The organism is Chamaesiphon sp. VAR_48_metabat_135_sub (genome assembly GCF_031418915.1).
Taxonomy (GTDB): domain Bacteria; phylum Cyanobacteriota; class Cyanobacteriia; order Cyanobacteriales; family Chamaesiphonaceae; genus Chamaesiphon.
The window spans coordinates 1-13,316 of record NZ_JANOJV010000249.1 but is presented as its reverse complement, the minus strand read 5'-3'; the positions used below and the strand labels follow the sequence as shown (position 1 = coordinate 13,316).

The following is a 13,316-nucleotide window of genomic DNA, read 5'->3' as shown; positions in this document are numbered from 1 at the left end:
TGGAGCGGTTGGAGATTGGAAAAGTTGGAATACAGGGAACGCGATCGCACTAAACTCCCGCTCCCCGCTCCCCGCCCCCCGCTCCGATCCACTCTTTGATTGTTGCCCCAACATCCTCGACGGAGATCTCCTGAGATTGTTTCGTAGCACGTTGGACGACTTCTACTTTACCATCTTTGAGCGATCGACCAGTGACGATGCGAAAGGGGATGCCGATTAAGTCAGCGTCCTTGAATTTGACCCCTGCGCGTTCATCTCGATCGTCAAGAATGGTTTCGACACCTAGCTGATTTAACTCGGTGTAGAGGCGTTCTGCGACCTCCATTTGCTGGGCATCAGAAATGTTTGGGACGCAGATAATTACATGATAAGGGGCGATCGCGACGGGCCAAATTATGCCATCTTTATCGTAAGATTGCTCTACTGCTGCTTGAGCTAATCGGGATACACCGACACCATAGCAACCCATGACTAGTGGCTGTTCTTCGCCCTGTTCGTTGGTAAATGTCGCGCCCATCGCTGCGGAATATTTGGTTCCGAGTTGGAAGATATGTCCGACTTCGATCCCCCGTGCGGTTTCGATGAGTTGACTGGGATCGTGGATGGCGCGATCTCCTACTTGGGCTTTTTGAATATCGACGACGGGTGGTAAAGGAAATTGGGTATTCCAATTCGCACCGACAACATGTTTTTCGGCTTCATTTGTACCCGTGATAAAGTTGGCCAGACTAGCAGCGGTTTCATCTACCAATCGCAGAAACTGGGGATGGACATTCGGGCTAGCATTGATATATTCATCGCTCAGATCGGGGGCTATATAACCTAATGGTAGGGGTTTCGCTGCCCATTTATCGATCGCGACTCCATCTGGTACTTCTAGAGCGATGATGGTTTTCGCGCCATAATTAGGAGCTAATTTGACCAGTTCGTTAGTTAATTTAACTTGATTGACTTCTCGATCGCCCCGAATACTAATTAATACTAGAACAGTCTTCCCATTATCGTAAACTGCTTGCTGAAGAACGTTTTTGACGATCGATGTCAAGTCGCACTCAAAGAATTTTGCTAGTTTCTTAATCGAGTTAGTATTTGGAGTTTCCTTAATTTCACAACTAGTAAAAGTTGACGCAACAGCATCGGGAGCCAGCGAAACAGCCTTCTCCACATTAGCGGCATATTTACCATCCGCCGTATACATCACATCATCTTCACCCGCATCCGCCAACACCATAAATTCCTGCGAACCAGAACCACCAATCGCACCAGAGTCCGCATCTACCGCCCGAAACTTCAAACCGCAGCGGGTCAACATATTGCAGTAAGCCTGATGCATATCAGCATAGGTAGCCTTGAGACTCTCCGTATCTGCATGGAAAGAATAACCATCTTTCATGATAAATTCTCGTCCGCGCATCAGCCCAAACCGAGGACGAATTTCGTCGCGGAATTTACTTTGAATCTGGTAGAGATGTTGGGGAAGTTGACGGTAGGATTTAATCAGATCTCTCGCGACAGCCGTAATGACTTCCTCATGAGTTGGGCCTAAAGCCACCTCCCGCTTATTTCGATCGGTAAAGGCGAACATAATTCCCTCCGCCTGAGTATAAGTATCCCAGCGTCCCGATTGTTGCCAGAGTTCGGCGGGTTGGAGTTGGGGGAGTAGACATTCCTGTGCGCCAGTCGCATCCATTTCTTCTTTGACAATCTGGCGTACCTTCGTCAATACCCGCCACATCAGGGGTAGATAAGCATACAAGCCACTCCCAATCCGGCGAATATACCCAGCCCGTAATAGCAGTTTATGGCTGGGGATTTCGGCTTCGGCTGGTTCTTCGCGAAGGGTGACAAATAAGCTTTTGGACAGTCTCATCGGATTTTTTCGATTGGTTTACTCGCCCTAGCTCAGTAGGGTTTGACTATCGATATTATCACAGGGTCAGGGCCGATGTGAGTAGACCAATTTCTGGCTTATTCTGGGGTTCCTCTTTCTTTCCGAAGCCTCAGTGATGATTCGATCACGATCGATCATGTAATCGATGGGCGATCGGCTCATACCTCCAAAGTTACCATCAACACATCTATCTGATGTCAATCCCCTCGATCGAGTCTTTCAACTCGATCTCTAAGTGCTACGATCTCTCTTCTCATTTCACAAATTCCCCGTTCGAGGGCAATCGTGCGGTAGAGGATCGCTCGAAGCACGATCTTCGTCTTTGAAGCTGACAATCGATCTTGAGTCTCGCACAAATACTGTCGGAGATCGTCTTCATCTTCAATTAATCGATCGTCTGCTGTGCGATTATCTTCTAGAGAGTCGATCCCTAGCATATTAAATTCTGAAGATTCGTCCAGCATCCGAATTGCTTGCGTCCGAATGGTTGCTAAATTTACCTCTAGTCGATCGAGTATTCTGACTGCTACGCCTTCCTTTTCCCCAATCAATCCTAGGCGGGCAAACTCAGAACTATCATTATCGTTCGATCTCGGGAATATTTGTCCACCACCATCATCTCGATGTCAACAAATAGATCGAAAAAGAGCATTGCAGGGTAATGGCTGGTGTGGGTAGAGATGAAGTCACCCACCGACATCGACTGTGGTCAGGTTATGTCAGGTTTCGTATTGAGTACGAGCAGAATTTAGTAATCTTACCTGGATGACGAAAAAGCGATCGAGGAGAAGATATTTACGGGAGATAATGCGATCGAGTCGAGCATCTTAGAAAATCTAGATTTGACAGTCAATCGAGTGTTACAAAGATGTTAATGCTGTTTTTCTGGCGTTGTTGATTTATCGATCGAATCAATGTAATATACTACTATTGTATTGAAATCAATCAAATTAAACTCATAAAAACAAAGGATCTCAGTCAGATTTGACGAAGACCACAGAAATTCAAAAAGAGAATAGTACAAATGGACAAAAAATCTTGGATTAGGGCTAGCTACTCTAGCTCTATTGCTCGCTAACGCCTCTACGGCTGAAGCCGCATTGATTACCGGAGTGACAGCTTCAACCAGTATGGGGCAGTTTAGTGGCACTAATATCAATAACATCGTCAATGGTATTGGTCTTCCGTTCAATTTGATGGAACCGCAGTTTCTGCGACATCAGTACCCAAACCCGTGACTATCCTCGGTACTTTAATGGGTTTAGGCGGTGGTGCGGCATTGAAACGGCGGCTTAAAGGTGTCAAGTCGAAGTCTGTTTAGGTGATATGACTTGAATCGCACGATTGAAGTCGCACGATTAAAATTGTCGCTCGCATTGCAAAGTCCGCCTACGCAGACTAATTTCCTAGTCCGCGCAGGCGGACTTTGTATCATTAGCCCCGAATTCATTCGGCGGCGGTTTCAGACCAAGCACTAAAATTCACATGATAATGAGTCGTTAGGATATGTTCAGATCCTAACAAAACGTCCTAACTACCCTAGCGACTGCTATAATGATCGATCGAAATGGAATAGATTATTTTGGGATGTTATCTCTATTCACCATTGACTATCCACTAAGTCCCGATCGACAGTAGAATATCAAGTTATCGATCGCAAGGCAAGCAACATGACTCAAACTTATCGCATCACCCTGTTACCTGGGGATGGAATCGGCCCAGAAATTATGGCGGTAGCTGTAGATGTGCTGGAGGTTGTAGCCAAACAAGAGGATCTCAATTTTGAATTTACCACGGCATTGATTGGTGGTGCGGCGATCGAGGCAACTGGGGAACCCTTGCCCGCAGAGACTTTGGAGACTTGTAAGCAAAGCGATGGGGTATTATTAGCCGCTATTGGTGGTTATGAGTGGGACAATCTGCCGCGCCATCTGCGTCCAGAGACGGGTTTATTGGGCTTGAGAGCGGGTTTAGGTCTATTTGCTAACTTACGACCTGCGGCAGTTTTACCCCAGCTTATTGACGCTTCTAGCCTCAAACGAGAGATCGTTGAGGGGGTGGATATGATGGTAGTAAGAGAATTAACTGGCGGTGTCTATTTTGGCGAACCCAAGGGAATTTTTACAACCGAGACAGGGGAAAAACGGGGGGTGAATACGATGGCGTATACCGAGAGCGAGATCGATCGAATTGCGAAGGTTGGATTTGAAACGGCTCAAAAACGGACGAAGAAGCTGTGTTCGGTGGATAAAGCGAATGTATTGGAAGTCTCCCAATTATGGCGCGATCGAGTCACCTTAATGGCAAAAGACTATCCCGATGTGGAACTCACCCACATGTATGTAGATAATGCGGCGATGCAATTAGTCCGCGCCCCCAAACAGTTTGACACGATCGTTACCAGTAATTTATTCGGAGATATTCTCTCCGATGCCGCCGCGATGTTGACGGGAAGTATCGGAATGCTACCCTCGGCGAGCTTGGGTGCGACGGGATTGGGCGTATTTGAACCAGTTCACGGTTCGGCTCCAGATATCGCCGGCAAAGATCTCGCAAATCCCTTGGCACAAGTACTGAGTGCCGCCATGTTACTCCGCTATGGCTGTCACCAATCTAACGCAGCCGATCGGATCGAACGCGCGGTTTTAAAAGTTTTGGATCTGGGTTACAGAACTGGTGATATTATGTCAGCAGGTATGACCGCAGTTGGCTGTCGGGAGATGGGTCGAGTCTTAATTGAAGCCTTAAAACAAACCTAATCTAGCTAGGGGCGGTTGTTGATGCTCTCGAGGGGTATCCGAGTCAACGATCGATCGGGTTTCTATCGATCTCATTAAATTTACAGATGAAGTAACCCGATCTATCTTAAAATGTCCGAACATAATTTTAGGAATGACTACTGTGTTTACGATCGATCCGCCCAAAGTTAAAGCTACTCCCATGTCCCAGCCAGATTTTCACGGACAGTTCGATCCAGCACTCCTTAGGGCTGCACAAGATATTTATAGCTTTTATTGTCAGATTAACCCCGATCGTAAGCAACGACGACAACCGATTGGGGTAGCGATGAATAAGCTCAGTTGTCGTGGCAAATTAATTTTTAGTAGTTATCCCATTCTCTTACCAGAGGAGTCTTTTGTCTCGGTGGATCGATTGGAAGATTAGCTAATGGTGAATGGTGGGTCGTGTTGGGGAATTATAGATTTAGGTTCTCTAAATCTATCGCCAGTGGCAAAGAATTGTAGTAGTGAATATTTACGACACGATCGTTCAAGTAATAGTATTTTGGTTGGGTGCAGCGATCGGTAGCTTCCTCAATGTCGTAGTTTACCGCGTTCCGGCTCGCCTATCGGTAATTTGGCCGCCATCTCGCTGTCCCAAATGTTTACACCAATTAGGCATGGGTGAAAATATCCCAATTTTGGGCTGGTTGTTATTACGCGGAAAATGTCGTCACTGTCATACACCAATCTCGCCCCGCTATCCGCTGATTGAAGCGATAACTGCGATAATGTTCGTGCTAGTTTACAATCGCTATGGGCTATCGATCCAGACAGTTGGTTATTCTCTACTAATGTGTTGGTTATTGGCATTAACACTGATCGATCTAGATACAATGACATTACCCAATCCCCTCACCCAATCGGGGTTAATCTTAGGATTGGCTTTTCAATTTACTGCAGGTTATTTGGATACTAATCATTCGATCGTCGGTAGTCGAGAATATCTCATCCAAGGCATTTTAGCAATGGTGCTGGGCATTTGGATTTATGATACGATTTTGATTCTGGGCAGTATTATGGTCGGTCAAAGTGCGCAGGGCGGCGGCGATGCAAAATTGATGGCAATGGTGGGAGCTTGGACGAGTTGGAAAGTTGTGCTCTTATCAGGTGGGTTAGCTTCTGCGCTCGCGCTGGTTGGTTTTGTGGCTGTGGCTGGATATTCAACGGTGAGAAATGGTGGGATTAAAGCAGGTGCGAACAAACTAATTCAACCATTACCATTAGGCCCATTTATCGCTCTCGGTGCAACTATTTCTCTATTTGGGGGAGATTTGCTAATCGATAATTATCTCCAGTTTATGCGATCTCCCGATCGATTCTTATTCGCAATCCCTCTACTAATTATGCTAGTCGCGCTCTTATTTTGGACGCGGAAAATGCGTTTGCGTGCTTCATAGGCATAAAATTAAGAACACCGAAGTTATTATTTTTCGCTAATTAACGTCAGTTTGGGATAAAGATTGGTAAGTTGTTGTACTAAGCGAAGCGGCAAACGCCATATAACAGTAAGTTTCGATTGTCCTAGTGGGGGCAGAACCCGGATCTGGGGGGTCCCCCCCCAACCCCCCCCGTTGAGAGGCGGAACGCCGCCCCTCAAACTCCCCTGCGTATGGATGGCTGGTGTGCTAGCTTGGAGGGGCATTCGCTCTACCCTGGATTTTAGTTGGGAGTCACCACTATTTTGAAATCTCAGCACAACAACTCAAAAGCCCAAATCCATTTGTGCTGCTTTTGCGGCGACGAGAATCTCTTCGTCTGACTTACTGCCCCAATCAGGATCGCCAATTTCTTCATAGAATTTTTGGTCGTAGGGACGAGTTCTGACTACCACAGGCATCGGTACAGCGTGCCCTAATACTAGTGCTTGTTGTTTGGAATCTAATTTTGCTAAAACAGATTTTAAACCCTGTGCGCCGGATACGCCTGTGAAGATAGCATCGATATCTTTTTCGTCATTAATTAGGGCCGTAATTCGCGTCCCAATTTGAGACATAATTTCATTATCGATGCCCGACGGACGTTGATCGACGATTAGTAATGTCACAAAAAATTTCCGCATTTCGCGGGCGATCGTGCCAAAGATGGTACTCTTGGCAATAGCTGGATCTAAGAACCGATGTGCTTCCTCGATCGTGATAATCAGCGGATGTGGTCGATCGGCTTCTTGTTTGCTCTGGAGATATTGTTCGGCTTTATTTACATATAGTTTATGAATCCGGCGGGTGAGCATATTTGTCACCAGCATATAAGATAATAAATCTGATTGATTGCCAAATTCAATCACCACATTTTTGCCAGCACTGAGCGATTGAATTAAACTTTTGAGATTATCTTGGCGACTGATTGGGCGAAGATACTTAAGCTTTTCCAATCGCATTAACTTACGTTGCAGTGAAGAGATCGATCCTTTATGTCCCTTCCCCGATTCACAGAAGATCGTAATATCTTCATTAGTCATTTCCAGCAGCCGACTAATCCAACTGCTGCCATATTCACTCGCTAGAATATTGGCATTATCTAACGCCGCATCTGATAAACCCAGTTCTCGCGAAACTAATTGCAGGTCTTCAATATCGATCATCTCATAAGTGAGATAAAGATCCTGCGCGTCCCGAATCCCCCTCGCACGGCTGGATTCGGGATCGAGAGTGTAGACAACTACCTCATTGGGAAATAATTGTCGCAATCCTTTAACAGTGCGAACATTTTTTCCTTCTTGCACAGCTTCCCAGCCATATTCTGAGTGCATGTCAAAGATCAGATTGACAGCAACTTTTTTCCGAATTACACCAGCAAGTAACAGTCGAGTCAGAAATGATTTTCCCGTCCCCGATTTACCAAATACCCCATTACTGCGCTCGACAAACTTCTTTAAATCCAAGCATACTGGAACGTCCATGTCTAATGGTTGCCCGATTGAAAAATTTTTCCGCGTCGGATCGTCTTCCCAGCCGAATACCGATCGAAAGTCGTTCTCATTGGCATCATATACCTGGCTGAAGTGGCTGGGAACTGTCTTGACGGGTAAAAGCTCCCATTCCATATTCGTCTGGGCTTCAAAGGATGCTAAGGGTGCTTTACCATTTTCAGCTTTAGCTTTTTTACCTTTACCATTCCCATTCCCATTTAAACTCGCACCCCCACTCAGTGATGGCGGAATTTGACTGAATTTATTCAGCATCAACATCGGCGACAGATTTACTGTTCCATAAGTACCACTTCCCGACAAAACATCCAGCAGAAAATCGTCTTCGGGATGGGGTGGATTGACTAAAATTCGATCGCTCGATGTCCCCAAGCAAACATCTGTCAATAAGCAAAAGAAGTCATACTGTCTACCCCGCACCACCAAAAATTTGCCCACCCGCATATCTTCCACGGAGATATCTGGATGCAATCGCACTTCCAATCCACCTGTGAGCGAACCTTCAATTACTGAGCCGAGGGGTTTATTCATGAGATGGTAAATACTGAATATGGATGCGTCCAAATCCTCACCGTTAGAAAATTTACGGGTTGGGTATTATTTTTATTAGTAATAGCACAAATTTACCATTGTTTTCCGAATCTGTAGGAACGAGTTCGTTAGTTATCATTGTAATGATAACTAACGCATAAACTCGCCCAACCCCTTCAGGCGATCGACAAAATCGACAAATTTATCAACCGATTGCGGCATGTCCGAAAGCCAATCCAGCTACAAGCATTCCAATCACTAGAAAAGGTTGGGCACTGGCTTGATATTTGACATCATTTTCTAAGGGGTTGCGGAGGAAATACATGTCTTGGAAAACGATCTGCGGAATTATCAGTAACAATAAAATTGCCGCGTAGAGATTTTGGTGAATCGTCATTAGATAGACAGCTATTCCCGCTTGAAAAATATCAATCATCAGTACGCAAATCCAAGCAGATTTTTTAATTCCAAACATCACAGGGAGAGATTTCAGACCAAATTGTCGATCCCCCTCCACACTCTTAAAATCATTAACGATCGCAATCCCTAGACCTGCTAAACTATAGAACAGAGTCATCACGATCAGTGTCCAATTGAGCGTACCAAATAAAGCATGACCAGCCCACCAAGGTAAGGCAATATAACTCGCACCTAAAGCATAAGTCCCCAACCAGCCATTTTGTTTTAATTTCAATGGTGGAGCCGAATAAATATAAGCGACAAATGCACCACCGACGGCCAAACAAGTCATAATTGGGAAATCATGATGTGTCGCTCGATCGAGGATATAAGCAACCCCAATTCCCCCGAATAATAAAACAAAAATTTGGACGACTACTTGAGAGCCAGAAATTGCTCCCGAAGGAATCGGTCGATAAGGCTCATTTACTGCATCAATTTCTCGATCGTACCACTCATTGACCACCTGAGTATAACCAGTCAAAAATGGCCCAGACATTAACATACATAATGCCGCCTTGAGGACATTCTCGATCGACCAAGTATACTCTCCCGAGGAAGCTGCACCGCAGACAACCCCCCACATCAGCGGAATCCAGGTAATCGGCTTCATCAACTGCAACCGAACCTTCCAAATCGAAGCCGCCTCAGTCGAAGCACCCTTCATCCCCAAAATCTGTCGTGTCTTGGCACTCTTATCCTCGGATGCCTCAATTGGTAGATCGCTCATAAATTAAAGTAAGTAATAAGTAATAAGTAAAGCCACTGAGAGTGCATAGCGTAGTGAAAACACTTTTAGCCTCTAAATGTGAGGTTTTAGGCTCAACAGCTCTACAATAGAGTGTATAACTACCAACTCTATCAGTCAAATATCAAATCTTCTCCCAACGCCAAAACATGCCCACCGTTCGCCAGTTGTTGCAATTTAAAGCTAATGGAAAACAGATTGTCGCGCTGACAGCGTGGGATTTTGCGATCGGGCAAATCTTAGATGCCGCCGGAGTAGATCTGATCCTCGTTGGCGATTCCCTAGCGATGGTAGCATTGGGATATGAGAATACCCTACCCCTGACTCTCGACGAAATTATTCACCATGCCAAAGCTGTCAAGCGCGGGGTCAAAAACGCGCTGATTGTAGTCGATTTGCCGTTTATGAGCTATCAAACTAGCACCGAGGTTGCGATCGAGTCAGCCGGAAGAATTCTTAAGGAGACAGGCGCACAGGCGGTGAAGCTTGAGGGTGGATATCCAGCAATGGTACAAACGATAACGAGACTAGTTGAGGTGGGTATCCCCGTCATGGGACATATTGGTTTAACTCCCCAATCAGTTCATCAACTAGGCTATCGTCAACAGGGACAATCGGAACTCGATCGAGATCGCCTGTTAGCTTCAGCAGTAGAATTAGAACGAGCAGGTGCATTCTCGATCGTTTTAGAACATATTCCCGCCGATTTAGCTAAATTAATATCCCAACAGCTCTCAATTCCAACGATCGGCATCGGTGCTGGAGTAGACTGCGATGGGCAGGTATTAGTGACAGCGGACTTGTTAGGGTTAACATTGCGTCAACCGCCATTTGCAAAAGCTTATGTCGATTTACGTGCAGTTATTACTCAGGCGGTGCAAGATTATAGTGCTGATGTGAATAGTTAAGATCTGTAGGGGCGGGTTTATGCTAAAAATTCTCGCAACATACTCTAAATGCGAGAACGAACCCGCCCAGCCCTACCAGCAATTCTCAAAGGTGAAAACCCTCGATTCTCCATCGGGAGAAGCTCGCGGGAACGGCTCCGATCTAGTTTTTAAAAATAAAACTGTTGCAATCCGCATTCTTTCGTTAATAATCTGACAGAAATCGCAGCACTAAATGCGAGAACGAACCCGCCCAACCCCACCAGAAATTCCCTCTTAGAAAACTGATAATCGATCGTGCAAAGCTACAGAGAAGATTGGTTAAAGTTTGTGAGGCAAGAGCGGATAATTGCGGTGATTCGATCGACAGATCTTCGGATCGGGCTGAAAATGGCTCAGGCTGCAGCGGCTGGCGGGATAAAATTAATTGAGATTACTGCTAATAGCGATCGATCGTGGGAGTTAATTGAATTACTCAGAGCAGAATTACCAGATTGCTCGATCGGGACGGGGACAGTATTGAGTTTAGCCGATCTTCGTAACGCGATCGCTTGTGGTGCTGAATATATTTTCACACCTCATGTCGATCTGAGTTTAATTCAAGCTGCTACTAGTGCGGAAATACCGATCGTGTCTGGAGCCTTAACGCCAACAGAAATTATTACCGCATGGCAAGCTGGTGCAACTGCGGTGAAAGTATTCCCCATTCAGGCGGTAGGTGGTGTTAGTTATTTGCAGGTATTGCAGGGACCGATCGATCGAATACCCTTGATTCCTACTGGTGGAGTGACGGTGACAAATGCGCACGATTTTTTAGCTGCGGGTGCGGTAGCGGTGGGATTAGCTGGATCTCTATTTCCCCAGGCTGAAATCATACGGGAAGATTGGCAAAGTATTCGCGATCGAGCTAATTATTTAACGATCTCAGCCGCTAGCATTGGCATAAAATTCACCTAAAATTTAGGGTAGGGGTAATTCATGAAGCGGCGGTTTTATTCGGAGGGAACCTCCGAATAAAAAACCGACAAGACATTACCCCTACCCTAAATTTTGGTGATTGTCTCTAAAATAAATTATCTATAATCTAACCTTGGAGAGCTTCCGCACCACCAACAACTTCCAGAATCTCTTGAGTAATTGCTGCTTGACGGGCTTTGTTGTAGCTAAGAGTTAGAGAGCCGATGAGTTGTTTAGCATTGTCACTAGCATTATTCATCGCTGTCATCCTTGCGGCGAGTTCGCTAGCAGCAGATTCTTGTAACGCCCGCAGGAGTTGATTATTAACATAGAGCGGTAACAGTGCATCTAAGATTTGATTGGGATCTTGTTCAAAGATCGTATCACTGGGGAGTGCCGCAACTGAGCTGGTTACTTTCTCGCGCTCGACGGAGAAATTACCACCGCGAGTAGTCAGGCGGAATACTTCATCATCTGGGACTTCTAAGCCTTGAGAAGTCAAGGGAAGTAAGGTTTGGATGACGGGGCGAGAAGCAATTAGGGAAACGAATTTAGTGTAAACTAGCTCTACTCTGTCTACGCTTTCAGACAGGAAGAGGGAGAGTAATTCATCACCGATTTTACCAGCTTCAGCAGCAGTCGGGATTTGTTCTAGTCCTGTGTAGCTTTCACTAATCGGTTGATTACGACGTTGGAAGTACTGAGTCGCTTTACGTCCGACGGTGATAAATGTATAGCTCAATCCTTGCGCTTTGAGTTCTGCGGCGCGAAGTTCGGCTTTTTTGATGATAGAGCTATTATAACCGCCACATAGTCCTCGATCGCCTGTGATTACCAATAAACCAACGCATTTTGCCTCCCGTTGTTGGAGCAATGGAGAAGTTGCATCGGCGAATGTGAGGCGGCTTTTGAGGCTATATAAAACCTGTGCCAATCTGTCAGCAAAGGGACGAGTTGCAACTACTTGTTGTTGTGCCCGACGTACTTTAGCTGCTGCGACGAGGCGCATTGCTTCGGTGATTTTTTTAGTATTTTTAACTGATTGAATCTGATCCCGAATAAATTTTAGGTTAGCCATATTTTATTTTTATCTATAATTTTTATGAATAAAGTATCGCTTGGAATACTTGTGTTAGCTTATCGGCAAACGATAAGAACTTGATTAGTTGCGATTCTTTTAGTGAGGGCAGAACCCGGATTGGGGGGGGTCTGTCTTGGCTCGCTAAACCGTCGGGGAACCCGACGAGCGCGAGCCGCTCCCCCCAACCCCCCCGTTGAGGGGCGGAACGCCGCCCCTCAAACTCCCCTGCGTATGGATGGCTGGTGTGCTAGCTTGGAGCGGCATTCACTTCACTTTAGATTTTAGTTGGAGATTATTGGCATAGAGTTTCACCAACACCCTGAAAAGTCCCCTCCTCGGAGGGGTGCCCATAGGGCGGGGTGGGTAGATCTCCGTAACCCCTCAAGAAAACTCGCAGGGAATAGTTAAATATTCCCTACCATTTACTTCTAAGCTGTTGCTAAGAAGGATTTCTTACATTCAACTAACGCAGCTTTGAGCAATGCTTCAGCTTCATCAGTCAACTGCATTTTGTTGTCTTTGATGGTCTTGGCGTACTCAGGTTTGCTGTTTTTCAGGTAGTCTTTGAGTGCAGCAGTGTAACCTGTGACTTTTTTGACATCGATATCGTCGAGGTAGCCGTTTAAGCCCGCGTATACTAGCGCAACCTGTTCGGGTACAGATAATGGGGAGTACTGTGGCTGTTTGAGAATTTCGCGGAGACGGGCACCACGGGCGAGTTGATTTTGGGTCGCTTGGTCGAGGTCGGATGCGAACTGAGCGAAGGCTTGGAGGTCGTCAAACTGGGCGAGTTCTAGTTTGAGTTTACCTGCGACCTTTTTCATTGCTTTGGTCTGTGCAGCGGAACCTACGCGGGATACGGAGATACCAGCGTTGATTGCGGGGCGGAGACCAGAGTTGAATAGGTCGGAGGAGAGGAAGATTTGACCGTCGGTAATCGAAATTACGTTGGTAGGAATGTACGCTGATACGTCACTACCTTGAGTTTCGATGATTGGTAATGCTGTCATGCTACCGCCGCCGAGTTCGTCGCTGAGTTTCGCAGCACGTTCG

Annotated in this window: 11 protein-coding genes and 1 pseudogene; 6 read left to right on the top strand and 6 right to left on the bottom strand. The window is 46.0% G+C overall.

Translation table 11 applies throughout. From position 1 onward, the window contains the following. Window positions 1-49: 49 nt before the first annotated feature. On the bottom strand, window positions 50-1,870 hold the full coding sequence (gene proS, locus RMO55_RS17270) for a proline--tRNA ligase (protein ID WP_310428540.1): 1,821 nt from the start codon (window positions 1,868-1,870) through the stop codon (window positions 50-52). A 218-nt stretch (window positions 1,871-2,088) separates the two neighbouring features. Beyond that, the gene (locus RMO55_RS17265; RefSeq protein ID WP_310428539.1) at window positions 2,089-2,442 is read right to left on the bottom strand and encodes a hypothetical protein; all 354 of its coding nucleotides are present in this window, start codon (window positions 2,440-2,442) and stop codon (window positions 2,089-2,091) included. A 704-nt stretch (window positions 2,443-3,146) separates the two neighbouring features. On the opposite strand from RMO55_RS17265, the gene RMO55_RS22340 reads away from it, so the two are divergent. From RMO55_RS22340 to RMO55_RS17250, 4 genes are all read left to right on the top strand, one after another. Further along, a complete protein-coding gene (locus RMO55_RS22340; protein ID WP_396134378.1) occupies window positions 3,147-3,212 on the top strand; it encodes a hypothetical protein in 66 nt (21 codons plus the stop codon). A 349-nt stretch (window positions 3,213-3,561) separates the two neighbouring features. Beyond that, window positions 3,562-4,650 carry a 3-isopropylmalate dehydrogenase gene (gene leuB / locus RMO55_RS17260; RefSeq protein ID WP_310428537.1) on the top strand — a complete coding sequence of 363 codons (1,089 nt, stop codon included), beginning with the start codon at window positions 3,562-3,564 and terminating at the stop codon, window positions 4,648-4,650. Window positions 4,651-4,783: 133 nt separating this feature from the next. Further along, entirely contained in the window at window positions 4,784-5,056 is a 273-nt protein-coding gene (locus RMO55_RS17255) for a hypothetical protein (RefSeq protein ID WP_310428535.1), read from the top strand. 82 nt (window positions 5,057-5,138) lie between these two features. Then, window positions 5,139-6,071: a prepilin peptidase gene (locus RMO55_RS17250; protein WP_310428533.1), complete on the top strand. Its 933-nt coding sequence runs from the start codon at window positions 5,139-5,141 to the stop codon at window positions 6,069-6,071. Window positions 6,072-6,376: 305 nt separating this feature from the next. Here the strand turns inward: RMO55_RS17250 and RMO55_RS17245 are convergent, their stop codons facing one another. After that, window positions 6,377-8,131: a helicase HerA domain-containing protein gene (locus tag RMO55_RS17245; RefSeq protein WP_310428532.1), complete on the bottom strand. Its 1,755-nt coding sequence runs from the start codon at window positions 8,129-8,131 to the stop codon at window positions 6,377-6,379. Window positions 8,132-8,336: 205 nt separating this feature from the next. Continuing rightward, the gene (gene chlG, locus RMO55_RS17240; protein ID WP_310428530.1) at window positions 8,337-9,320 is read right to left on the bottom strand and encodes a chlorophyll synthase ChlG; all 984 of its coding nucleotides are present in this window, start codon (window positions 9,318-9,320) and stop codon (window positions 8,337-8,339) included. 167 nt (window positions 9,321-9,487) lie between these two features. Here chlG and panB point away from each other — a divergent pair, with 167 nt between their 5' ends. Continuing rightward, window positions 9,488-10,246 (top strand): 3-methyl-2-oxobutanoate hydroxymethyltransferase, encoded by a 759-nt coding sequence (gene panB, locus RMO55_RS17235; protein ID WP_310428528.1) that lies wholly within the window; start codon window positions 9,488-9,490, stop codon window positions 10,244-10,246. 276 nt (window positions 10,247-10,522) lie between these two features. After that, window positions 10,523-11,182 carry a bifunctional 4-hydroxy-2-oxoglutarate aldolase/2-dehydro-3-deoxy-phosphogluconate aldolase gene (locus RMO55_RS17230; RefSeq protein WP_310428526.1) on the top strand — a complete coding sequence of 220 codons (660 nt, stop codon included), beginning with the start codon at window positions 10,523-10,525 and terminating at the stop codon, window positions 11,180-11,182. Window positions 11,183-11,309: 127 nt separating this feature from the next. Here RMO55_RS17230 and RMO55_RS17225 read toward each other — a convergent pair whose 3' ends face one another. Both RMO55_RS17225 and RMO55_RS17220 read right to left on the bottom strand, forming a co-directional pair. After that, entirely contained in the window at window positions 11,310-12,260 is a 951-nt protein-coding gene (locus tag RMO55_RS17225; RefSeq protein ID WP_310428524.1) for a F0F1 ATP synthase subunit gamma, read from the bottom strand. A gap of 431 nt (window positions 12,261-12,691) precedes the next feature. Next, window positions 12,692-13,316: pseudogene (locus tag RMO55_RS17220) on the bottom strand (F0F1 ATP synthase subunit alpha); the annotation flags it as partial.

What these genes read in the sequence shown, in the direction of transcription:
- panB (WP_310428528.1), top strand. Translation starts at nt 9,488, where the DNA reads ATGCCCACCGTTCGCCAGTTGTTGCAATTTAAAGCTAATGGAAAACAG.
- chlG (WP_310428530.1), bottom strand. Translation starts at nt 9,320, where the DNA reads ATGAGCGATCTACCAATTGAGGCATCCGAGGATAAGAGTGCCAAGACA.
- proS (WP_310428540.1), bottom strand. Translation starts at nt 1,870, where the DNA reads ATGAGACTGTCCAAAAGCTTATTTGTCACCCTTCGCGAAGAACCAGCC.
- RMO55_RS17225 (WP_310428524.1), bottom strand. Translation starts at nt 12,260, where the DNA reads ATGGCTAACCTAAAATTTATTCGGGATCAGATTCAATCAGTTAAAAAT.
- leuB (WP_310428537.1), top strand. Translation starts at nt 3,562, where the DNA reads ATGACTCAAACTTATCGCATCACCCTGTTACCTGGGGATGGAATCGGC.
- RMO55_RS17245 (WP_310428532.1), bottom strand. Translation starts at nt 8,131, where the DNA reads ATGAATAAACCCCTCGGCTCAGTAATTGAAGGTTCGCTCACAGGTGGA.
- RMO55_RS17255 (WP_310428535.1), top strand. Translation starts at nt 4,784, where the DNA reads ATGACTACTGTGTTTACGATCGATCCGCCCAAAGTTAAAGCTACTCCC.